Genomic DNA, 25,481 nt, shown 5'->3' on the forward strand with positions numbered 1-25,481 from the left:
GGCCGCCGAACTTGAGCAGTGTGGAGTTGGCGAAGAGGACATCGGAGAGACGCTGCGCGGTTTATTCGAGTATGGTAACCTTAAAGAAGCGGCAGAAGAATTTCGCCTTCTGGCCGCTAAACTTAAGTGGCACGGGGTCAGCGGATGTTACTTCGGAAAGATGCTGGGTCTCTTATCCTGGCATGAAAACAGAATAGAAACACTGAGACGTATTTCAAAAGAACCGGGACTTTTATCTTTGGCTGCCGGACTTGAGCGATGCGGCGCTGACAGAAAAGATGTCATGAAGACACTGTGTGGTTTATCCCGGGCGGGCAATCCCAGGAAAGCAGCAAGAGAATTTCGCCTTTTGGCTGCCGAACTTGAGCAGTATGGAGTTGGCGGAGAGGACATCGGAGAGATACTGTGTGGTTTATCCCGGGCGGGCAATCCCAGGAAAGCAGCAAGAGAATTTCGTCTTTTGGCCGCCGAACTTGAGCAGTGTGGAGTTGGCGAAGAGGACATCGGAGAGACGCTGCGCGGTTTATTCGAGTATGGTAACCTTAAAGAAGCGGCAGAAGAATTTCGCCTTCTGGCCGCTAAACTTAAGCGGCACGGGGTCAGCGGATGTTACTTCGGAAAGATGCTGGGTTTCTTATCCTGGCATGAAAACAGAATAGAAACAGCGAGACGTATTTCAAAAGAACCGGAATTTTTATCTTTGGCTGCCGGACTTGAGCGATGCGGCGCTGACAGAAAAGATGTCATAACAATGTTGAAAGTTTTAGCCTGGGATAAAAACGGAATAGAGACAGCGAGGCGTATTTCAAAAGAACCGGAATTTTTATCTTTAGCTGTTGAACTTAAGCAATCTGAGGGCGCCAAAGAGCAATTCATAGTGATCATAGAGATACTGCTGTGTGATTTATCCCGGGATAACAACCTCAAAGAAGCGGCAAAAAAATCTCGTCTGTTGACCGCCGAACTTAAACGGTATGGGGTCAGTAATGCTCATCTTCTTAAGACACTCAGGGCTTTTCTTATAGATGGTATTATACGTGGTAGAAAAGGATGGACGCTGATAGAATTTTTGGGGAGATTAATAAAGATAGAAGCAGTAGCTGAGAGTAATATTGAGTCGGCGTTAAGGGGAATAATAGAAGCAACGAAGAAAGAAGCGATGAGCGGTTTTACAGACAAAAAAACAGCAAGAGTGCTGATGGGGGTAAATTTTCTTTCATTGGGGCTGCTTGTAAGAAGTTTGAGTTATAACGCCGATTGCGGCTGCCCTAAAGAAAAGGTTGATGTTTTTCAAAAAGCAGAAGAACTTTGGGATGAAGGGGTTATAGATTTACTTGCATCTTTGGCTGAACCGCTTAGTAGTTTTGAAAAGATGATATTGCCGGAGATATTTTTCTTAACCATCAAGAGCAATATGGATGCACAAGGGATAAAGACATATCTTGAAGCTATGGTAAGGACTATGAGGGGTGAAATTTTATCTAAAGACGTCTTTGATTTACTTGCCCCGGTTCATTTCGGCAGAAATACCTTGCGTCTTATCCCGGGAGAGCAGAGATTTCTTGTTACTAAGACAGTGGGAAGCGAACTTGACCGGAACAGGGAATACGAGGGCTTCGTAGATTTAAGCAAAATTTCCGGTTTTATTAGAAATGTAGAAAGAGTAGGTAAATACTCTGTTCGGTATACCGCCCCGTATTCTATTATTATAATTCCTACGGATAAACTTCCCTTTTTAAACAAAGGGGAGATTGTCCTCATTGATAATGACCTTATGTTTAACATTTTTTACGAAATCTTCAGCTTAGCTTCCCAGAATAAGTTTCACAGTGCGATAACTCTTTTGATGCATAGTGGCTGTCGGCCATGGATATTTATGCCGAGTTGTTTTAATTATTTAAGCATAGAAGAGCAAAATAACATCAGCCTTAAGCCGGGAGATTATCATTTCACAAGAGAATATTATAAATTTAAAGACGGAGGATTCCATGTTGTCGATTTTAAGGATGAGCGGCTTGAGGTTTTCCCTTTTGATTCTTCCAACCGGCAGATAGACGGCATAAACATTTCTATGCGCCATATCAATGCTCGGGTAGGAATGGCGTTGTGCGATGGCGGCGAGATTATCGAGGGACACCCTTCATTGATAATATCCAGTTTTTTTGAAGTAGTGTTTTTCCTTATTTATGGAGGAATACAGGACAACTTATCCAATGAGGATATTATCGGCATATTTGAGAATATCCTGATGAATGGTGAATTGTTCTTCTCAAAACACGAGCCATTGTTAGGCCTGATTGATACAATGAGAAAAGGCAACTCTCTTTTTGCCATAGACTATCGAGGTATGATTCGGTTCTTAGAAGAGAGAATTTTTCTTTCTTACGAGGATTACCGTTTACCTGCCAAGATTGTGCTTAAGAGACAGGATACGGGAGAGGAAAAACAGATAGATATGACAGGTAGTGCCTTCTTTCAGGATCCCGCTCCGAAGATAATTCACTCTGAGAAGAAGATTATAAAAAGCGCTACGCATATAATTCTTCCTTGGGAGGATTCGACAAAGAGATATATTAAGGTATATGAGCAGATAGATAGAAAGCTAAAGGTTTCATCGAATCTGCTTTCAAAATCCAGTAGCTCGCCGGCTGAATTGTCCCGCTTTTTATTTGAGAGTTCCTATGGATTAAGAAATATAGCTCATAGCTTACAGCTCAAAACCAAAGGCCCATCCGCCGCCTCGCCGGCAGAAAGAAAAATTGCCGGTGATAAAAATTTTGAATGGCAGGAATTTATTCTTCCCGGCGGCGAAATTGTAAAAAAGAAAGTTCCTGAGATTTACCCGTTTTTGAAAAAGAATTTGCAAGAAGCAAAGCGGGAAATTGCTCAATGGATAAGAGCAACTGACTGGAGGATTTGGCACGTGCGCCAAGGCAATACTCCTCATCCTGCCCTTGTCAGGGAAAAACTGCTTCTTTTAGAGAATGCAATCAAGAGCACTTATCTTATCGGCGGCTTGGTGAGAAAAATCTTTAATGGCAGTTGTACCTTCGATGTCGATATTTATTTTCCGGATAATCCGGATAACTATGACGGTTTGATACATGTTATCTCTACCAAGCTGTTTAATTCCGTAAATAGGCCAGGGGATGTATTAACGCCTACGACAGATATTTTCGCGCAACCATGTTTTTCCATAGACAGGGTTCTAATCAATCTTTCCGGCAATAAAGTTTCAGAGTTGAAAAAAGGAGCTATTGATGATTTACATGATAAGTGCCTTAGGATAGTTAACAAAGATCGCCTCGCGTGTATTACCAAAGGCGATTTTGAATATCTACTGCGGCGTGCTAAACGCTATATCGCCGAAGGCTATAGGGCTGAAGAGAAAGAAGTTCAGGAGCGATTTTTCTTGGGAGAGCAATTCTATCGGGAAGCAAACAAGCAGGTAACAGAGAGGTGTTATAAAACGGTTTCTCTATTAGCCGAAGGCGGCAATAACTTGGCCTCAGGGTTTGCCGGAATAATAGAAAAAGGGAAGAAAAACAGCAGTTCGCCGGTAAAAGAAAATGGACATATCTCTACTGTTCTGTTGCTGGAGATGGCCGTAAAGGGCGAGTTAACTAAACAGATATATGAGGCGTTGAAGCCTGCGCCGATTCGCGGGGAAAATTTGGGTAACTCTTTTTATTCTGTTAGTGAAGTAGCGGAATTGGCCGATGTAAATAGGGTGATGGTTTTGTTGTATATAACAAGCAGACTTCTTAAGGCTGAAAGGAGAAAAGATGGATGGGTGATTCCAGGAGAAGAAGCTGGAAAGGTGATAAATTGCAAACCGCTGTCGGAAGCGGCTAAAATCTCAGGCATAACTGATAAGGCATTAAGGAAATTGGCTGATGAAGGAAAAATAGAGAGTCTGGATTTCGGCACAGGAACCAGGCGGTTTTTAAAGACCCCTGTTAAGGAAATTAGCAGATTGGCAGATATTAGCTGGTTTATCTGCCGGTTAAAAGAAATTGGATGGGAATATCCCCGCCTGAAAGATCCTGATAAAATTGGTGAATTGATAAAAGAAGCAAAGGCCCTAAAATTAGATTCGGGGCAGTTAGAGATTTTAGGTGAATTAGAAATAAAAGATATTAAGGGCTATGGGCGTTCTCGTAGACTGCGTTTAGATCTGCTGAAAAAACTTGTTGAATATCGTGAATATTGGAGTGATAGCCTTTATACCGCTGATTATCCACATGATGATTCATCCGGCGCCGCTTCGCCGATTGAGAAAATGAACAATTTGGCCGGGCAAAAACAAAAAGAGAGTAATAAGCCGGGGATTATCGATGCCTATGATATAGGCCATGAGCCGGGAATAATATTTTTAGAAGAACGCTTCTTCGGCTATGGGACAGTAAAAATAGACAGGGAATTAACCAAAGATAAATTTATGAAGTACGTGAACAGCGGATATATCAGAATAGGCGTGTGGGCAAACGGCGCCGGAGAGGTCTATTTTGAAGAAACGGAAGTAGTTAATATTTATAAAGATTATGAAAAGAGAGCAGATGTTTGGGATAAAGAAAGGCTTTATAAAGGAGGGAAAGGCAATGCGTTCAGAATAAAGGTGCCTATCCGGCCCGGGATAATGGGAGAATTTGAATTTTCCCTATATTTTCATACCAAAGAAGAAAAACCCGCTGATTTTTACTGGACTACCGATTATGAAAACAATGCGGCGCTTCAAGTTGTAAAACTTCAGGATTTGGAGATGAAGGCCGGGAGAACAATTTTCAATAATTATATGGAATATTTAAAACTGGAAGGCCCCGGAGGATTTCAATCTTTACTTTTCCTGGTATATTATTCCCAGACAGGGAAATTAACCGAGGCGAAAAAATTAACCAGGATAAGAAGATTGGCCAGAAACGCGCTTATCAGGATTGCTCGATCAAAAGATGTGAGTGTAAGAAGGCAGTTAGCCGGGGACTTAAGAAATGTTGGGGGCCCGGAAATTGCGCATTTACAATTGTTATTAAAAAAGCTTCTCTCGGATGAAGATGCGATAGTAAGGAAAAAAGCCGGGGTTACGCAGTTTAGTTTTGCAAGAAGGCAGGCTTTTGCAGGCATGGACCACGAGTTAATAAATCCGGTAGTGATGCTAACCGCTCTTGCGCAGCGAATAAAGAAAGGGAATATTAAGCCCCTTGATAATTATTTAGATATAATTATTCATTCCGCCGCGTCAATAGAAAAAATAGTCAGATATGTCAATACAAAGGGGAGCATTGACAGGCTTCCAGCCGCAGACTTAAAAGATGTTTTGTTAAATGCCAGAAAAGACATCACTGATTTAACCGGTAAAATCGAAAGCGTTTTATCCGGTCTGGAAAAACAATTAAAAGGCTTATCCGAAGAAAGCAGTGGATATTTTAGATATATTTTCCTTATGAAAGAACAGTATAGGAACATGAATCAGGCAATGGAGACAACGATTGACCGGGTAATTCAATACATTTTCGAATTTGAGGATTTAATTGATGTTGATAAGGATATTTCTTCACCAGAACTTAAAGAAACAGTTAATGAAACCATAGCGCCATTAGAAAAACGCCGGCAGGAATACGAGAAAAAAGCGGAGAACGAAGATGGTTTAGGCGAAAAAACAACTAAACCGCATAGAACAAGCAGTCCAATTGAAAAAACAGGCCAAAGCTCAGAGCTCACAGCCCAAAGCTCAAAGCTCAATAAAGTATTCACCCCCGGCATTTATTTCCGGGAACGCCTACCTCTCCGTGGCTGGACGGGGGATTCCCGGGCGCCGGGGGCTGTATATTCAACAACCCTTCTATTATGGCTCGCTTTATCTACTCACAGCCCGCCGGTGAGTGTTAAAAGCCGGATATTAGAAGTCAGAAATCGGAAGTCAGCAATCGGAAGTCAGAAGTCAGATGTCAGAAGACAGATTCTTCCGCTATTTATCCTTTATCCTTTAAGCTTCTGTAAAGCTCATGGTTCATACCCTTATACCCTTACGGGCACAAGCGGGCACAAGCAGCTCATGGCTCATACCCTAACGGGCATAAGCAGCCCACAGCCCGGCCCTTTATCCTTCTACAAAACTCACAGCCCATTTGCTGTTTCACCGATTACCGGCTCTTCCAGCCCGCTTAGGACACGGAGGGAATTTATCATAACAGCAATAGCGGCAGGGAGTTTATTTGAGCTGGACCGGCTGTCTGTTCTGCAAAAAACGGCGTTTCTATTTTTTCGTTTTTTGAAATGTATATTAAAACCCATTGCTGCCGAGGCTGTGGAATTGAAAAAAGACAGTTTTGACGGCCTTAGTCCCAATTTAGAACAGAAGCTTCTTGAGTTAGATTATCCCGAGAAAGCCCTGCCTGTTTTGTTAGGCCGGTTTAAGCAGGCGTTTGCCAATAACAACAAGATATATTCCGTCCTTGCGCACCTTAAAGAAAAATCGCAGGGTTCAAAGGCTTATTTAAAAGCGCTTTTTGACTTAAATCAATTAGTTAGGAAGATTAGCTGTGATGAGTCCGGAGGACCGGCGCCTCTTCTTAGGTCCTTAGTCGTTTCTCTGGATTCCAAAGGTGTCCTTAAAAGGCCGGCAGGGCACTTAGGCAATGAAAGAATTCCTCTAAATATCAGGAAGAAATTGCAGAAATTACCGGGGATTGCCTTTAGAGACAGTGCTCGTTCTCAGCTCGGGCATATTTTATTAAGCTTAGCTGGTGTTAGGGTAAAATCTGCCGAGATGACTGACATTATAGACGGAATGGGACATACCTTTAACGTGATTCCGCATTATTCTGATGAAGCTGTATTTTTCTTTTTCGACCCTAACCTGGGTATAGTTACAAAGGTAAATCTAAATAATTGTTATCCTGGAAAAGAAGGCGCATACAGAATATTAGGAAAAAACTATCGAATTGCGCAAAAAGACCTATCCCTGCTTCAAAGGAAACTTAGAAAACGCGCTGTAGACATAAGGCAATTGTCACAGAAAGAAAGGCTTTCCCTGCTCTATTTTCGTATTCGGATAATTGACGATGATAAACAATTCAAGGAAAATTATAAGCACGCTTTTACTCCTTCTATGTACAACGATATTGGCTTTGTTGATATAGCCTTGGATAAGATCATAAGGAACCCCAGGCACTGTAAAGAGGCTATAGAATATTTCCGGAAAGCCGTTGCGCGCGACCCTTCTTACGCCTCAGCCTATCACAACATTGGTTTTGCCTGTATAAAATTAGGCATAGTTACCCGGGAAGCCGGGTATTTTAAAGAGGCTATAGAATATTTCCGGAAAGCCGTTGCGCGCGACCCTTCTTACGCCTCAGCCTATCACAACATTGGTTTTGCTTATGTAAACTTAGGAGGGATTACCGGGAAATATAGCTATTACAAAGATGCTATCGGGCCTTTCGAAAGAGTCATTACGCTTAGACCCTCTCACGCTCCGGCCTACAATAACCTCGGCAGTATTAAGACAAAATTAGCCGGTATTTATAGTAATGCCGGGTATTGCCGGGAAGCCATCGGGCATTTTAAAAAAGCCATTGCGATTGATCCTTCTTACGCTCCAGCCGGTAAGAATCTTCAGGAGGCTGAAGAATTGCTTGGCAGGATCCTTAATGGTGATAGTAAATATTACAGAATGCCGGAAGATCCCATAAGGCTTCGCTATGAAACAACGAACAGACAGGGGGCAAAAGGAACGGTTGCCGCTTCCGCCAGCCCGCTTTCCAAGATATTATTGCTGTCTTTAGTAATGCTTATACTGCCGGGGTGTTCTTTGGCGGGATTTGTTTCTGAGAATATAGAGCTTGTTTTCATAACAGGAGGCATTCTTGTAATTGTCTTGGCGGTTTATGCGATATATATCTTAGCAAAACAGTTTAAAGAGTTTGATGAGACAGTAACACGAGCTTTGGTGTTAATTGAGGAAAATGGCCTTACGGATCCGGGAGAATCCGGTAGTAAAAAGACGAATAAAAAAACTAAACCCCCGGGGGAAAGGCCTGATTACCTTAAAGTTGTCGATAGCAAGAAAAAACCAAAATCCAGCAGTCCGGTTACAAAAGAGTGTCAGAGTGTCAAAGTGTCAGAGAGTCAAAAAGGAGGAGCGGCCGCCGCCTCGCCGGCCATTGGAGAAGACCGTAGTCCATTGCCCATAGTCCATAGTCATCGCCCGAAAGGCTTTGCTTCCTCCAGCCCTGTTGCGTTAAGCACAGAAAAACTTGTGTCATATATATCAGGAAGACTCTATATTTTACCTGCGCATAAGTTATTTTCCTTATTAAGTGATAATGAACTGCGAATAGTTTATACCGCCATCGTAACCTTCACCAATGAATTAGGAGCCTATACCCTTAGCGTTTCAAGAACATTAACGACCCTGCTCACAGACACTAACTTTCTCAAAGCAATAGAAAATGGTTTTGTGGATTTAGCGGACTACCTGAGCCTCTGGATGATCCATAAGATGATGCAGGATACTGTCGGCAGCCCGATAATTTCGCCGGCCCTAAGTAAGTTATCCAGTTCGCCAGTTAGCCGGTTAACTGGTTTTGTTGCCTCGCCGGCCCGGGGCACTGCTTCTCCCGGCCCGGTTGAAAAAAATCCCCGCATCCATGATAACCATCATAGCAGAAACAGGAAACCAGCTTTGGCAGTATTCGTGGAGAGAGCGCGCGCTTATACAGATAGCTTGAGCGAAATCTATGCGTTAGGAAAGCAAGTTAATTTAGGGTTTGGAAATATTGATTTAGTTTTTGAGATTCTTGGAACTTCAAGGGTTATAACCAAGCATGATAGGTTTCTTATGGCACATCCTCGAATATATCAATGGATTCAAGACGTGCAAGAAGAATTTTCAGATATTCAGCCCTTTATGATGCCTTGCAACAGGTTACATTTTTCCAGAGATGTTCTTTTTACTTCGAAAAATAACTATGCCAGCAGCCCGCTCGATAAGGAGCGGAGTGCTTATTTTGATAGAGTTATCCAGATTTTGAGCAAATTTATTGCTGCAAACAGAGAAAAGACATTTATTCTTGTCATTGATGGATATACCGGAATAGGCAAGACGCCTTTTTCAAAACAGCTAAGGACAGCCCTGGTAAAGGAATCCGGAATTGGCAAAAAAGCCGTTTTGATTGTTGAGGCCGATAGGCTTAACAAGTTGTATGCGTTAGATATTACCAGGAGACATAGTTATCATCCTGAGCTAAGAAGCACCATAAAAAGGGCATTTGCTTGTAAAAAAAGAGTAGTTATTTATGAGGGATTAGGGACAGAAAAAGTCTTTAGAAAAATTCAGAGAGATTTTGCAAATAAAGAGGTCTTCCTTATTACAATTACAAATCAAATAGAAATTACCTATTTATCATCTTCATCGCCTATAGATGATATAGATGAATCCAGCAGCCCGCTTAGCAGTAAAGAAAAAGAGATATTGAATATCTTTGAAAGGATTATTCAACTGGGTAAGAGAGCTGTGCTGAACAGGGAAATAGAGACAGCTCAAGTTGCGTTCAATGCAGCCGTAGATAATTGCGAAAAGCTACTCCAGGGACTTGAAAGAGTAGAACCCGCTGAGTTTTATATAGAAATAAAGAAACTGGCAGGGAGTCTACAGGCAGATATCAGTGGGGTTGAAAAGCTATATTGGGCCAGGCCTCAGCATTCAACAACTGCCGCCTCGCCGGTTGAATTTCTAAAGATTGATAAAATGGAGGATGGCAGGAAGATCGAAGCATATTTGTTAGTTATAAGGTTGAAAAGATATTATGCCGGTCTTTTTATCAAAACTTATTATGAAACGGTCGAAGAAGTTCTTTTGCCCGATAAGGTTGAAATCTGCGCCAAGGTGAGAGGAAAAACCGATAGTGGCGGGGAAGGAAATATACCCAAGTTTAATAGTGATAGTGTGCAGGTAAACCGGGATAAAGCTGCCGTCGCCAACCATAATATAGGTAATTTTACCTTTGGTATAATTTATTCCCAGGTCAGAAGCGATAGTAGCCAAAAAAATGGAGATGTTTGCTCCGCTATCGATGTACGCTTCGGTTTCCAAAGGTCCCTGTGGTCCTTCCATTTGGATTTTGATAATTGGATAAAGCTCTCCTTTGTAAACTTTATAGGGGAATTTTATCTTCTTTTTTCTCGTATTTTTTATAAAAGGTGGGAGAACTCTTCGGAGCCGGGAATAGGCATAGATAAAGGAACAGAATCAGGATACCTCTCTCTAGCCTTTCTTACGGCATCTTCTCCTGTAAATATTTCTCCTCGGCAGATTACTATTCGCCGGTGGGGATACTTCTTGACTAAGCGCTCAAAATTTTTACTTACGAAGGTGTCATTATCTAAAAGTTTTTTCATTCCGTCCTCCGGTTGTTGGTTTCCAAGTATAGCCGTTCTTTGTGAAAAAGTCAAGGTCAAAAACCGTATAGCAAAAAACAATAGGGTCAGGTCCCGACATTTAACACATAGGCGGGAAGAAACCGGCAGCCCGGTAAAGAATCAGAGTATAAAGAAGAAATTTACAGGGGCAGGTATAAGTAGTGAAAAACCTCGGAAAGTAATCAGGTTTGTTTCAAGAAAAGGACAGCTGGCGGCATTAATAAAAAGGATGGAAGGACTTTCTTCATTCTATTTGCTGCCAGCCGAATTAGAGGTGCAGGGAACCTGGCGGGATTTAATCGGACTTTTCAAGAACCCGGAACTGTTTCCTTTCAGCAATTCTTTCGGGATTTATGAGGAACGTTGCCATATAAAAGATAAAGTAGATAAACTGAAGATAAGAAATACCCGTTCTGTTCACACCGGCGCAAGTTCTCCGGTATTCCGCAAAAAATTCCGGGCGATAGCAACTTACGCAATTCCCGGCATATTGATGTTATTCATTACGGTTAATTATATGGCGAATTTAGTAGCAATTATAAAAGAACTGGGTCTTTGGAAGGTTGCTAAAGAAGCTTTGTCTGAAAGGTCTCTTTGGGAGTGGATAGGGATAGTTATTTTCGTAATAGTCGCTGATCATTTTTTGACCAGAAAACGCATTTTGAAGGTATACGGAACGGTGAAATACAAAACAATAATTAAGGAGGCTCAAGGGATAATGAAGGAAGAATACCGGCGCGTATTGGATAACTTTAACGGGGCTGCAACAAAGGAAAAATCCGCGGCCGTAAAAAAAATGATGAAGTTAACTAAGGTAGATTTCTTTTGGGAGAGATATCCCGCGGGGATAGATGATGATTGGGCCGAGGAAATTGTCCGCAATAAAGCGAAGACTGTATTGCAGCCGCTTTCTGCAGAACTGTATTGGGGAGATAGGAGCCGTTTCAGAGAACAAGCAGTTTATGCCGGAGCACTTCTTGCTTATAAATTGGGATACCTTGAATATAGCTCATTTACCCCGTCTATAGTCGTTTTGTCAGGCTCTTTGCCGGAGATTTTGTCCAAGCACAATGCGCAACGCATTACGCGCGACGCAAAACGTGCAGGTTATGAAATTAATTCCAGTTCACCGGTGGATGAACAGTTAGCCCGGCATAATTTCCCGCTGCTTAGATATGGAAGGTGTCTCCGGAGGCTTATCGTCGAAAATGTTAAGAAACATACGGCTCTTATTTTGCCTACAAGGCGATATAATAAAGCGTTTAAGAAAGTTTTGCGCGATAAAATTAAACCTTCGCAAATAGAGCTGCTTAACCAGTATAACTGGGATACCAAAAAAGAATTGTTGGTTTATGATGCCATATGGGAGGCAGAAAAGAAGGTATTATTGGCAAAGAAAGGCTTAAAAGAGATCCAAGAGAACACGAATAAAGCCGGTTCACCTCGGGGAACGGCTTTCGCCGCCTCGCCGGTAAAGGATAGCTTAATTATTGATATCCCGATGGGGAAATTTCCGCATTCAGGGATTTTAGTCAATAATATTGACCGATTAATAAAATGTTTAAGTGAAATTTATAAAAGGGATTTAACTGTGAATAAATACTTTTGTTGGCGCAATATCTTATTTGATTGGTTTAAGCGGGGGATAGTTACTTTAAATGAGATAACTTATTTACCGGCTGAGCGCAGGTTGTTAAAAAATGGTAAAGATATATTTCTATCGTTTTCTCGTTTAGGCGCTCATTTGCAGTATACTTATACAAATCAGGAATTTTATGATTTCCTGGAATGGGTCGACAAAAAATTAAAGGTTGCCTTTCATAAAACACAAATCGAATTTCCGGAATTAAGAAAGATCGAAATCACAGGCAGTTTTGGAGAAGGAAAGCCCGCAATTTGTTCGGATATCGATATTATTCTGGCAGTAAAAAATCAGTATACGGCAGATAAAATAAAACCAAGATTCAGAAAAAACTTTTCGCTAAATAGAAATATATATCCCTGGTTTAAAGTAGATGTTCTTATATGGTCGGAATATTATCCCTGTTTATTAAGTTATGACGGGAAAAGTTATTTTGACAGCAGAGAGGAAAGATTTGATAGTTTGATGCAGTTTATTGCCGCCCCGCCGCTAACCAGCAAGGGGTCGTCTCCGCTAAAGGACAAAGGCCCTAAGCGCAGGCATAAGGTGCCGAAAACAAGTATGATCGAAGCCCTGGATAAGAGCGGAGGAAACGCCCAAAAAGCGTCTAAGAAGTTAAGGATAAATATATCAACATTGTTTAGGAACCTTTCGCCGGAAGAAATTGACCTCAGGCGCGAAAGAGCTAAAATAATTTTAGGGGAAAAAGAGCGCGTAAGATTTATAAAAATATTGGAAGGAGTTTGCTTTAAAAAGAAATGGGACAAGCAGGCAGTAAAGCTTCTGAATGTTTCCCTGTCTACGTTCTATCGCAGGTATAAAGAATACGGAATTTCAATCAAGGACATCAGAAAAGAGCAGGCAGTCCGGACATTAACCGAACTACAGGGAAATTGTTCGCAAGCAGCCAGGCATTTGGGGATAGGAAAGAAGTCGGCGCTTTTTGGGGATGAGAAAGAAAAAAGTTCTATTCGTAGAGAGGCCGAAGGACGCGAGAGAAAGAGGAGGATACGGGAACTTTTCTTAGCTCTTGTGAAGACAAGGGGGAATAAAGCCTCTGCCGCTAAAAAATTGGGTTTCTCCCCGGGAGCGGTTTACCACTGGATGAAAACTTATTCGTATTACGAAGTAAAAAAAGAAGCGCTTGCTGTTATAAATGAGTCTTTATGTGCGCTAGCAATACAAGGTTTACGGGTAAGCCGTCTCTTTGCTAAAACGGGAGACAATGACGGCCTGTTAGAGTCTTATTTTTCCAAAAAACATCTTCAGATAGAAAGATGTTCCCGGCAGATAAGGCAGCGGGAAGAGACAGATATTCACCAGAGGCTGGATTTGTTCGATCCTTTCGTAAAACTACAAAGTGATATAAAAAGATTAAACGCGGAGTTACGGATTGCCGGGCACTACCTTAAAGTTTATCAGAGAGGACAAAGAGTTACTAATGCGGAAACAATAAGGTTTTTTGAAGAGCTTTTTCACAACCGCAGCGAACTTAAAGAACGTGTTTTGCAGGATTTATTTTACTGGTATTTTCGGGCAGGGGAAGTGTTGACTGAAGACTTTCTGCGGATTAACAGTTTGTATGTGCAAAAGTACAGTTTTTTTATCTACCGGTATTTATTTAATGAAGATTACCCCGGTCTCTTGAGGCAGAAAAAACCCTATAATCACTATAAAAGAATTTACACAATTTCCTTGACGCAACCCCCGGGCGGAAAGATTTGACTTTCTAACGGGTTTATGTTATAGTTTTCAAACCTGACAAGATTACACCGGGGAAAAGGACAAAAGGAGAAAAGATTGAAGCTTAAAGCCGGTATAGTCGGCTGCGGTAATATATTTCTTATGCACGCCCAGTCGTTAATTAATACTCCAGGCGTAGAGCTGACCGCTGTTTGCGATGTTCGTCCCTTCCGGGCCCGTAAGGCGGCAAAACAATATAATTGCCGCTGTTATACAAATTATGAAAAGATGCTTGAGAAAGAAAAAATTGATGTAGTCCACATTTTGACTCCGCATTATTTACATCCTCCAATGGCAATTCAGGCTTTAAATAAAAAGATAAATGTTCTGACCGAGAAACCCGTTTCGATTAACCCCCGCGACGGCCAAAGGATGATTGAGGCTGGCCGGAAGAATAATGTAAAATTAGGGGTAATCTTCCAAAATAGGTATAACCCCGGTTCACAACTGGTAAAGAAAAACCTGTTAAACGGAAGGCTGGGCAAGATTAGGGCAGTAAAGCTTGTTGTTTCTTATCATAAGCCGGATAGTTATTATAAAAAAAGCGATTGGAAAGGAAAAATAGATTTAGAAGGAGGAGGCGTGTTGATTGACCAATCAATACACTTTATTGATGTTTTAAGATGGCTTATCGATGATAAGGTTGAATACGTTGAGGCAAATATCGCCCGAAGGATGCATAAGTCTATTGAGGTAGAGGATTTAGCTGAAGGGGTGATTAAATTTAAAAAAGGAGCTTACGTTTGTTTTTATTTAATAAATTTTTATTCCTTTGATGCTGATCCAAAGATTGAGCTGGACTGCCGGAACGGAAGGGTTGAAATGGTTAAAGACTCAGCGAGGATTGGTTTTTATGACGGGACAGAAGCCGAGGCAGGGCCAAGACCGGATGAATATATTGATTATGGCGAGAATAGAAAAGATTACTGGGGTTTTTGCCATTGGATACAGATAAAACAGTTTTACCGGGCGCTTAAGCAGGGCCAAGAGCCGGAAATTAACGGAGAAGAAGCGCTTAAAACCCAGAAGATAATCTGGAATATCTACAGGGCGGCGCGGGGAAGGAGAAGGATTAAGCTATGATAAAAGTTGGGATAATTGGCTGTGGTAAGATTACCGAAAGGGCAAGTTTGCCCAATTTGGCGAGTTATAAAGATAAGTGCGAAGTCACTTGTTTGTGCGATGTAATAGAAAGCCGTGCTGAAGAAATGAAAGATAAATTCAAATTAGACAATGTGGATATTGTAACAAACTGGAAGAAGTTAGTTAAGAAGGGCGACATAGACGTTGTTTTTGTTAATACGCCGAATTATTTACACGAAAAAATGGCTGTCGGCGCGGCAAAAAACAAGAAACATATCTTGGTTGAAAAGCCAATCACTATTTCTCTTAAAGCAGCAGATAAAATGATTGGAGCGGCAGAAAAAGCCGGAGTTTTTTTAATGGTCGAACAAACCCAGAGGTTTGACCCTGTTCATCAGTCAGCGAAAAAAGCCCTTGATTCCGGCGTGCTGGGCAAAATCCATAATATCCGGGGCAGGATCGGCCATGCCGGGCCGGAATACTGGTCAGAAGGCAAAGGCGATTGGTATTATGATAAAAAAAAGTCAGGCGGCGGATGCATGGTTGATATCGGGGTCCATATTGCTGATTTGATCCGCTGGTTTAAGGTAAGCCCGGTGGTTGAAGTTTTTGCCCGGATTCAAACCTTAGAGAAAGACATCCCGGTGGATGATAATGCCACGATATTGCTGAAGTTTGAAGATGGAACAGAGGGAGAATTTGAGTGTAGTTGGACAACCAGGCCTTATGAGGTATTAACTTACGTTTACGGAGAAAAGGGCAAGATGACTACCAACATAGGCAGTAAGCAGCCGGTGGTTATCACACAAGCTAAAACAGGCCAGGGGGAAGACGCTAATTGTGTTCTGGCCGAAGAGCATCCTGAAATTGGCCCGGGAGGCGCATGGGAAAATGCTATTCATTATTTTATTGATTGTATCCGGGAAAAACAAAAGCCGTTTGTTTCTGGACAGGAAGGAATGGAGACGCTTAGAATAATATTAGCCGCCTATAAATCAAATAAAAAAGGCAAGTGGGTTAAAGTTGGCAAACAGGAGGTATAGATGAAACTTGGACTATGCAGTTGGTCGTATCATAAGTCATTGGAATCTGGGAAGTTAGATTTTACCGGATTATTAAAGGTATGCGCAAAAGAACTCAAGGTGGGAGGAGTAGACATTATTGCCGACCATTTGCCTAAGACGGATAAAAAGTCCTTGATTGAATACAAAAAGCGGGCAACTGATTTACACTTGACAATTGCCTGTCTTTCTCCGGGAAACAATTTTGGCAGTCCCAAATCCGAGGAGCGAAAAAAAGAAATTGAAGGAATTAAAAAATGGCTTGAAGCCGGCTATATTTTGGGAGCGCCGGTATTGAGAATATTCTCGGGTTGGCCTTATCCTTATGAGGATAAAGACAAACTCTGGCCATTAATGGTTGACTGCATTAAACAGTGTGAGCAAAACGCAAAAGAAACAGGTATAGTCCTGGCTATTGAGCCGCATAATGACGGCGGTTTTCTTCCCACATCCGGAGATACCCTAAGATTAATTAAAGAAATAAATTCAGAATGGGTAAAGATAAACCTTGACACGGGTAATTATCAAGATCCGGATAATTATAAGGGGATTGAAGACACGATTGCCTATGCTCCGCATCTTCATGCCAAGGTTCACCATATAAGCGAAGAAGGAAAAGAGCTCGAGTTTGATTATGACCGGATATTTTCGATTATAAAAAAAGCGGGTTACCGGGGATTCGTTTCTTTAGAGTTTGAAGGCCAGGATTTACATAACCAGGATGAATTAAAAGATATCCCCCGGGCTGTAGGCATGCTTAAGGGATTTATGCAAAGATATGCAAGCTAAAAAGAGCTTATTTAAAGAATTAATCCAACAGAGGAATTCTTATCTGTTTATTGCTCCGGCAGCTATATTGTTTTTTGTGTTTACGTTTTTTCCAGTGATTGCTTCTTTTCTGTTGAGTTTTTGTAAATATAATGTTCTTAGCGCGCCGCAATGGGTAGGGCTGGGGAATTACCGCCAGCTTTTTTTCAATGACCCGCGGTTTTTAAAGGCCTTGCGCAATACCGTTCTTTATGTGCTGGGAGTGGTGCCGCTGGGTATTTCGATAGCCCTGGTACTAGCCGTGGCAATTGACCAAAAGATAAAGTTTAAAAATTTTTATAAGACGTTGTTTTTTATGCCGGTAGTAACTCCGGTAGTTGCCTATTCAGTAATCTGGAGATGGCTTTATGCCGGAGAAAAATACGGCTTGATTAATCACTGGTTGATGAAGATAGGATTAGGCCCGATTGATTGGGTAATGAATCCGAATTGGGTGCTTCCCGGGCTGATGATTGTGGCTGTCTGGGCCGGACTTGGTTATAATATGATCCTTCTTCTTGCCGGGATGCAGTCGATTCCCTCTACATTCTATGAGGCTGCCGAGGTTGACGGGGCAAACAGTTGGCATAAGTTCTGGCATATTACACTGCCTTTACTCCGGCCGATTCTTCTTTTTGTGCTGATTATGTCAATGATTAACTCTTTTCAGCTTTTTGAATTGGCCTATATTATGACTGCCGGCACCGGCGAAGGGATAGGCGGTGTTTTAGATTCCGGCTTACCGCTGGTTTCCTATCTTTATGAAAAGGGATTCCAGAGGTTTGAGATGGGGTATGCTTCAGCCATTGCCTATGTTTTGTTCGGGATTATCTTTCTGCTTACTTTGGTTAGTTTAAGAACTAATCGCTCGCGATTTGAATATTGAGGTAAAAAATGTCATTAATTAAGATAAAAAAGAGCCTGATGAGTTTTATTATTTATACCCTTCTTACCGTGGTGGCATTGAGCATGGTTATCCCTTACGTCTGGATGCTGGTTACCTCAATTAAACCGATTGACGAAATCCAGACTTATCCACCGTCTTTTCGTGTGCGCCAGCCAACCCTTGCGGCTTATCGAGAGCTATTTTCTCTTTTACCAATGGCGCGTTACCTGCTTAACAGCCTTTTTATTGCTTTAGTAGTAACCGCGGCCAATATATTCTTTTGCTCTTTGGCCGGCTACGCCTTTGCCAAACACAGATTCTTTGGAAGAGATAAGTTGTTTCTGCTTCTTTTAGGCGCAATAATGATCCCCTATCAGGTCAATCTTATCCCCGGATTCATTATCATAAAGAAGCTGGGCTGGCTTAGTTCTTTTTACGCCTTGATTATTCCCAAGTTAGCTTTGGCTTTTGGAGTGTTTCTTTGCCGACAGTATATCATGAGCGTTCCTAATGACCTTATTGATGCAGCCAAGATTGATGGATGCAGTGAATTCACCATCTATCGCCTGGTAATCTTTCCGTTGATCAAGCCGGTTTTAGCCACCCTGGCTATCCTGACGTTTTTATGGCAGTGGAGTGATTTTCTCTGGCCGTTAGTTGTAATTCATAAGAGTTCGATGCGCACAGTTCCCTTGGCTTTGTCAACATTGAATACCACCTTCGGGTCGAATTTTGCCATGGTAATGGCAGGGGCAACCATAGCTACTTTACCGATTTTGATCGTGTTCTTAAGCCTTCAGAAATATATTATCCAAAGTCTGACAATGACCGGACTGAAAGGATGAGGAATAATGAAAAACTTAATTTTAGTTGTTTTATTTCTATTTTGTGCGATAGGTATTGTTTTCTGCGCACAAAAAGAGGATTCTCCGGTTTACTCCGCTAAAGGTTCTGTTTCTGAGGAGGTTTATCTTAAGGTTGAATTAGTTACTGTTTCTTCCTTTGATGTTACCCCTGACTGGGCGCCGCTGCCCAAACCGGAAGCTGTAACAGACGGAAATCTCTTAACCCGCTGGTCGTCGGGTTACATACCCGGTCAATGGATATGTCTTGACTTTGGTCAACCCAAAGTTATAAGTAAAATAGTGATTTTTTGGGAAGCAGCTTACGCAGTTGACTATGACGTTTTAACGTCATTAGATGAAAAGGACTGGCAGCCTGTTTTATCTTTAAAAGGGCAGGATGGAGGCATTGATGAGATAGAGTTTGCTCCCCTGAAGGCTAGATTTATTAAGATTTTGGGAAAGAAGAGATTTAATCCACAATGGGGGATTTCTCTCTGGGAGTTTTTGTGTTTTGGTCCAAAAGACGAGAATTCCACAGATAAACCTTTGTCTTTTGTTTATGCTCGGTTAGCAGATCAATTAAGCGGGGAAAAAACTCAAGAAGTTGATCCGGAAATGGAAGAACCGCAAGCCTCACCCGGAGCTTTGGCCTTGGATGAGTTTCAAAAAGGAGTGGCTTATACCTCCTGGGGTAGGACAGAGTTGGGCATAGAGGCTTCGGATAAGACCCTGGAGCACCTTCATGGGATAGGTGTGCGTCATATAGGAATTATGATTGTCTGGATGCAGGATACTATCGAGGAAAATACAATATCTTCTGATCTCAAAGATACGCCTGATGATGAAGCATTGGTTCATGCGATTAATAAAGCCCACTGTCTGGGAATGAAGGTTATGCTCAAACCCCATGTTGATGTAAGGACAGGCCAATGGCGGGGAGACATTATCCCTTCTCAGGACTGGTTTGCCGCTTATAAGAAGTATTTAATTTATTATGCCCGGTTGGCTGCACAGTATAATGTTGAACTTTTCTCTATCGGTACAGAATTGGTCAATACTACTTTACCTATGTGGCAAAGCCAATGGGAGGATGTTATTAAAGAAGTAAGAAGCGTATTTCCCGGCCGCCTTGTTTATTCGGCAAATTGGGATGAATATAAAACTGTCGACCTTTGGGATAAATTGGATTTTATCGGTATTGATGCCTATTTTCCCTTGACTGAAAAGAAGAATCCTGCAAAAGAAGAGTTAATTGCCGCCTGGCGGCACAATGCATTGGAAATTGATAACTGGCTCAAGGAGAAAAAGTTGAATAAGCCGGTAGTATTCAATGAGGTTGGTTATTGCAGTGCCGATGGAACAAACATGCAGCCCTGGTCGGTTCTTTCTAATTTAGAGAAAGAATTTATTGACCAAGAGGAGCAGGCGGATTGTTTAGAAGCAATGTTAATTGCCTGTTCCGATTACCCCTGGTTTAAGGGCTTTTATTGGTGGAATTATTTTCCTCAGGAAAGGTGGTCTCCTTTGGGGTATACTATTCGCGGCAAACAGGCTGAGCAGGTTCTTGCTGATTGGCTGAAAAAATTATAAATAATAACAGGAGAAAACAATGAAAAAGAATTTACCTTTTTTTCTGGCAGGCACTGCGTTAGTTCTTTTGATTATAGGGGTTATTATGGTTCTTTCTTCGGAGGAGAAGTCGGAGGTTCTCTCGGTTGTGTCTGAACAGAACGCCTCAAAACCGTATTCCTCTGCCAGCCAGCCTGTTACTAAAAAGACAGTTGAGAAAATTAAGAAAGCTGAAAGAAAACCCAGAGAAAAAGCTGAGGAAAAGATCATTTTCGAGTTTGATGAAGAAGATGTTCTTTGGTGGGAAGTTCCTGACTGGTGTTTTGAAAAGCAGGACTATGTGGGGAAAGGCGTTGCCGTATCTACCAGATTTGCCAAGAAAGGGCAATTCTCTATGGAGTTAACAGCCGATTTTCCGGGCAAAAAATGGTCGGCAGCTTATGTAGAGACACAAGAGTATTTTGACTGGACACCCTATGAGCGCATATCCGTAGATGTGTTTTTGCCCGAAGGTACCCCTTTTGGCCTGCAGGCAAAATTTATCCTCACCGTGGGCGACGACTGGAAGTGGACCGAGATGGCCCGCTTAAAGAAGCTGATTCCCGGAGAATGGACCACGATTACAGCCAGCATTATCCCGGGAAGCACTGATTGGCGAAGGACCCAGGTTACCGATGAGTTCAGGGCTGACGTGAGAAAATTAGGGATACGGATTGAATCAAATATGCGGCCGGTCTATAATGGACCGATCTATATTGATAATATGCGATTAGAGTAATCAGGATACGAGTTAGAGTAGAGATTTCGAAAAAAGTCAAATATTTTTGTTTTCGAATGCGAAGTTGACAATCAAGAAAATATGTGGTATTATTTAGCTATTCTACCAGTAAGTTTATTAGGTAGCTTTAGATAATAAAAAGATTTAAAAAGTTTTTAATTCATTAAAGGAGGTGCATTTGTGGTAAAAAAAATAGTAATGTTGATTGCGATTTTAGGTTTGTTGATACTGAACACAGCCCCTGGGTTTTGTGAAGAAAAGGTTCTTTTTGGATTTGAAGAAGATGTTCCTCTGTGGGAAATCCCTGATTGGTGCTTTGAAAAGGATGACTACGTAGGAGACAGCATGGCCGTGTCTACCGAATTTGCCAAGGAAGGAAAATCTTCTCTGAAGCTGACAGCCGATTTCCCGGGTAAAAGATGGACCGCGGCTTATATGGAAGTGCAGGAGTATTTTGACTGGACACCCTATGAGCGCATATCTGTAGATATATTTATGCCCCAAGACGCGCCTTTAGGCCTGCGGGCAAAGTTTGTCCTTACTGTTGGCGAGGACTGGAAGTGGACCGAGATGGCCCGCTTAAAGAAGCTGATTCCCGGAGAATGGACCACGATTACAGCCAGCATTATCCCGGGAAGCACTGATTGGCGAAGGACCCAGGTTACCGATGAGTTCAGGGCTGACGTGAGAAAATTAGGGATACGGCTTGAATCAAATCTTCGTCCGATCTACAATGGATCGATCTATATTGATAATATGCGGTTGGAGTAGTGTTTTTATTTAACAACCAGGGAGATCTATGGTAAAAGTTGAACACTAGAAGTATATTAAGTATATTAAAAAAGATTTTGATAATCCTGTTTGGGTAAGGCCGCGGTTTTAAAGAGACCACGGCCTTTTATTTTTACAAAACAACTAATAAACGCTGGTTTAAAAATGATGAAGAAGTTATGGGTAAAAAGGTTCCTGTGCGGAATATTCTTTTTGAGCACCCTGTTAATTTTTAATAATCTATATGCAGATGAACAGATAATGGAATTAAATTTACATCGGCAAAGAGCAGGGGGATGGTTTACGATTTCCGGGATATTGGTCTGGATCGAGATGAATAATTTCGAGGAAATAGACTGGAAGGAATTGGCGGTTAAAGATTCAGAAGGAAAAATAACTATTTTAATTGGCAGTTTAGTTTCTGGGCTAAAAGATCACGTTGGTAAGTTTGTTACGGTTACCGGTATAATGAAACCAGAAATGCAGGCCAAGGGCGGATTAGCCCCGGTTTTAGAAATAAGATTTATAGATGCCATAGAATAAGACAGGGAGAAGCAAAATGAGAAACTTTAAAAAGGTATTATTAATTTTATTGTTTTTAATGACCGGTTTTTTCTATTTTAATTTGGGAATGTATGCCGAAGAGGCCCAAGAGATAATTGAAGGACAAGAAAATTATACAGTGATGCCGGAGTATCACCCGGGATTTGAAAAAGCAAATGATGCATTTCAACCAACGGAAGGTTCGGAAGAAACAACCGTATCTGCTGCGTATTCTGAAAATACGGGGACCTTTAGCTATCAAAAGGATGATGGTTCAGAGCAGGAAATCGGCCCAGAGGAGCTTTTCGGGCAGCAGGCAAAGGGTTTCATCGATTCATTGGGAATTAAAGATGGAGATAGATTGAGCATTTGTTTTACGGACCAGGGCGATGTCCTTCTTGTTACTAAATATAAAGATGGAACCACTATTAAAGAATGGGAATATGACGCCGGTAGTCATCAGGTTGTTCATTTTTATACTGAAGGAATTTTGGCCGGTAAACCCGATTACGTAGAACAGGAAAATGGGGGTTATTTCCGCTGGGCAGACAATAATTCACTTGACCCAACCCATTATGACCAGATTAAACACTCAGGCAGACACACTGAGCAAGAAAGACAATATACAACACACTTTATTTCAGAGAAGTTTTTTTATGATGCAAATGGCGATCTTATCCAGATGGAATATTATACCTCTACCGGAGGAACGGGTAATGAAGTTGGAGAACATAATGTTATTGGCAGATATACCTACCGTATTGATACCTTTGAGGCGGCAGGTGATGTCAAAACAACTTATTATAATGATCCTTATCCGGGAAACTGGGATCCTACAATAGAAGGAATTATTATCCGGGATAATTTTGGAAGGTATTTTCTTCAGGAAGAGGATGGTACAAAATGGCTTGTCATTGCCAGACAGGAAAGCAGCCGAAACGGCGCAGAATTCCTAAATAGTTTAGTTTTAGATGAGCTGGCAGAAGAACAAACCCTGGTTCAATTTTCTGGCCATGAATATAGTAATGATATAATTTATTTTGACCGGGAAAAAACTCATATTATTGCAGTAACCAGTGGCGTTATTATTGAAGGTAATGAGCATTATTCTATTCCTATCACTGCCAATTGGCAGGCTCGTACAGATGAAGAAGAGTGGAATAATTCAAGGGGTATTACCGGACTTGAGGTTGATTCAGAGAATAATCAGCTTATCTTACAGGCAGATTTGACTTGGGATACAAGTAAGCCTCATCAGGGGAAGGGAGAGTTGTATATTTATATAAGTGATATATCCGGAATAGAAGAAGGAGAAATAGATATAAATGGTAAAAAGATAGTTATGGAGGTGTTTATTCCTGAGGGCTTTATTAATAATCCGGGTAGTCCTGAACACCTTCGTTTGTTCCTAAAGAGTGGAGATAATTGGGAGAAGGTTTATAGCGTCTGGAAAAAACTTGATTATAACACAGAGGGTAAATGGATTACCATGGAATTTGACCCTATGGCGGATCCGGCCAGCTGGAAAGACGTAGGCTTTGACCCTTCCCGTGTTTGGGAATTGGGTCTGGTAATAACCAAGGGCAGCGGAGAATACTCTGGAGACGGCTTAAGAATAAGGAATATCAGGATTGAAACTACCGAACCGGTTGTTATCGAGAAGCCGGTAATTACTGAGACCCCGGCAATCGGCATTAGCGATTTCATTGATTTTTCCGGCAGAAATCTTAACTTTGATGAGTATAATTATGGCTGGTGCGTAGGTGAATTTCCTGTAATTTGGGGTGAGGGTGTAGACGGAGGATTTAGCAATCCCACGCAGAGAACAAAACTAAAAAATGCGCTGTTAGAGCTTAAGAGCAAAGGTATTTCTACAGTGAGATTAATGGCTCTATTTGGTGATTTGCGCACCGGAATATTGCAGGATGAGGAAGGCAATTTTATATATGATACAGAAGGAAATTTACAGTTTGACAGCAAGGTATATGATGACATAAGGGCATTTTTAGATGTGCTCAATGAAACAGGAATAAAGGCAATAATTAGCTTGTTTGATTTTCGTATTGCTGATGCCATTAAAGAAGAAGGTGAACGCGATTCAACCTGGTTAGTAGGAGAACATCCGGAGATTTTTACTGATTCCGTCTGTCAGGATGCCTTTGTTAGTTTATTTGCTGAACTTTTCTCAGATATATATTCTCATGAAGATGAATTTGCAGGTATAGGTTATGATATAAACGACGTGGTCTTATTCTGGGAAGTAATGAATGAGCCGGAGAGCGTATGTGCAGTAGATTTCAGCGAGGTTTTGGAATTCCACGACCGTTTCTTTAGTCTTATTCGTAATAATGCCCCGGGAACAAAGGTAACCACAAGCAGCCTCAGTGTTGATAATGCATTTAGATTTTGGAAAGACAAAGTAGATGTAATGTCTATTCACCATTATTCCAATATAGAAAGTATAGATTTATCTGAATCAATAGGCAATTATGGTTTCGGTGATAAACCGGTATATTGGACTGAGTTTGGGGATTTTGATATATCGATAGCCGAGGCTTTAGATAATATATATAACTCAGGTTCCAGCGGGCTTTTATTCTGGAAGGATAATTATTATCCGTTTTCTGAAGACGATTATCAAGCCTGGGTAGAAGCTAATCAACCGTAGAATTTATAATATTTGTATTGATAAAGATAAGAAGGAGATTTAAAAAGTTTTTAACTTCTCCTTTGAAATAGTATTTTTTACTTGACAAATAAAGCGGGGAATGTTAATATATTAAAGCAAAAATAGGTAAAGGGATAAGGATGAAACAACCCATGAAATGGTCATGGGGTTGAAATAACAAATCAAGGAGGTGAAAAAAATGAAGAGATTGGTTTTGTTGGTATTATTGGGATTAATAATGGCCCTAGGGACATCGGTCAATAGCCATTTGTTCGCAGACGAGGAGTCCGAGACCACCGAGATTGACTTTGAGGTAGAAGAGATATTTGAAATAGCATTTTATCCCCGCGACGGCATAGATGAGTCTGATGAAAACATTGCATATCCAGACGGTGAAGTTGAGTTTGATGACATTGATCCTATGGAGTTGGGTGATGACGGGTATCCTATTGCTATGGTTCCTTCTGAAGAAAGAGCCAGCAGCAGTAATGAAGATCTTTCGGATGTCGGGATACTCTGTGTATCGAACAACGGTAACGGTTGGAAGTTAGGGATCCATATGGAAGACACGGATTTAACGAAGGACAACTTCGTTGTATATGTCCCTGAGTTCGGATATTATAGAAACATTGAAGGCACGAAGATTCCTGCAGGGTATTCTGGAAC

The 25,481-nt window shown here is 41.4% G+C and carries 12 protein-coding genes; all 12 read left to right on the forward strand.

Annotation, left to right across the window (positions count from 1 at the left end):
* The first annotated feature begins 160 nt into the window (after positions 1 to 160).
* Complete coding sequence (locus U9Q08_04355; GenBank protein MEA3328941.1) at positions 161 to 13,786, forward strand: tetratricopeptide repeat protein; 13,626 nt, start codon at positions 161 to 163, stop codon at positions 13,784 to 13,786.
* A 75-nt stretch (positions 13,787 to 13,861) separates the two neighbouring features.
* Positions 13,862 to 14,887: a Gfo/Idh/MocA family oxidoreductase gene (locus tag U9Q08_04360; protein MEA3328942.1), complete on the forward strand. Its 1,026-nt coding sequence runs from the start codon at positions 13,862 to 13,864 to the stop codon at positions 14,885 to 14,887.
* Positions 14,884 to 15,930, forward strand: coding sequence for a Gfo/Idh/MocA family oxidoreductase (locus U9Q08_04365; protein MEA3328943.1), 1,047 nt, complete (start codon positions 14,884 to 14,886; stop codon positions 15,928 to 15,930). The genes U9Q08_04360 and U9Q08_04365 overlap by 4 nt, the downstream gene beginning before the upstream one ends.
* Entirely contained in the window at positions 15,931 to 16,737 is an 807-nt protein-coding gene (locus tag U9Q08_04370; protein ID MEA3328944.1) for a sugar phosphate isomerase/epimerase family protein, read from the forward strand.
* Complete coding sequence (locus U9Q08_04375; GenBank protein MEA3328945.1) at positions 16,727 to 17,641, forward strand: sugar ABC transporter permease; 915 nt, start codon at positions 16,727 to 16,729, stop codon at positions 17,639 to 17,641. Before U9Q08_04370 ends, U9Q08_04375 begins: the two co-directional genes overlap by 11 nt.
* Before the next feature lie 8 nt (positions 17,642 to 17,649).
* Positions 17,650 to 18,486 carry a carbohydrate ABC transporter permease gene (locus tag U9Q08_04380; GenBank protein MEA3328946.1) on the forward strand — a complete coding sequence of 279 codons (837 nt, stop codon included), beginning with the start codon at positions 17,650 to 17,652 and terminating at the stop codon, positions 18,484 to 18,486.
* A gap of 6 nt (positions 18,487 to 18,492) precedes the next feature.
* Positions 18,493 to 20,076, forward strand: a complete 1,584-nt coding sequence (locus U9Q08_04385) for a discoidin domain-containing protein (protein ID MEA3328947.1) — start codon at positions 18,493 to 18,495, stop codon at positions 20,074 to 20,076.
* A 19-nt stretch (positions 20,077 to 20,095) separates the two neighbouring features.
* Positions 20,096 to 20,833 carry a hypothetical protein gene (locus U9Q08_04390; protein ID MEA3328948.1) on the forward strand — a complete coding sequence of 246 codons (738 nt, stop codon included), beginning with the start codon at positions 20,096 to 20,098 and terminating at the stop codon, positions 20,831 to 20,833.
* A gap of 180 nt (positions 20,834 to 21,013) precedes the next feature.
* Positions 21,014 to 21,604: a hypothetical protein gene (locus U9Q08_04395; GenBank protein MEA3328949.1), complete on the forward strand. Its 591-nt coding sequence runs from the start codon at positions 21,014 to 21,016 to the stop codon at positions 21,602 to 21,604.
* A 165-nt stretch (positions 21,605 to 21,769) separates the two neighbouring features.
* Positions 21,770 to 22,147 carry a hypothetical protein gene (locus tag U9Q08_04400; GenBank protein ID MEA3328950.1) on the forward strand — a complete coding sequence of 126 codons (378 nt, stop codon included), beginning with the start codon at positions 21,770 to 21,772 and terminating at the stop codon, positions 22,145 to 22,147.
* A gap of 16 nt (positions 22,148 to 22,163) precedes the next feature.
* Positions 22,164 to 24,815, forward strand: coding sequence for a hypothetical protein (locus tag U9Q08_04405; GenBank protein MEA3328951.1), 2,652 nt, complete (start codon positions 22,164 to 22,166; stop codon positions 24,813 to 24,815).
* Positions 24,816 to 25,014: 199 nt separating this feature from the next.
* Positions 25,015 to 25,481: hypothetical protein (locus tag U9Q08_04410; protein ID MEA3328952.1), on the forward strand; the 467-nt coding region annotated here is incomplete at its 3' end.

The organism is Candidatus Omnitrophota bacterium (genome assembly GCA_034717435.1).
Classification (GTDB): Bacteria; Omnitrophota; JAUWXU01; order JAUWXU01; family JAUWXU01; genus JAYELI01.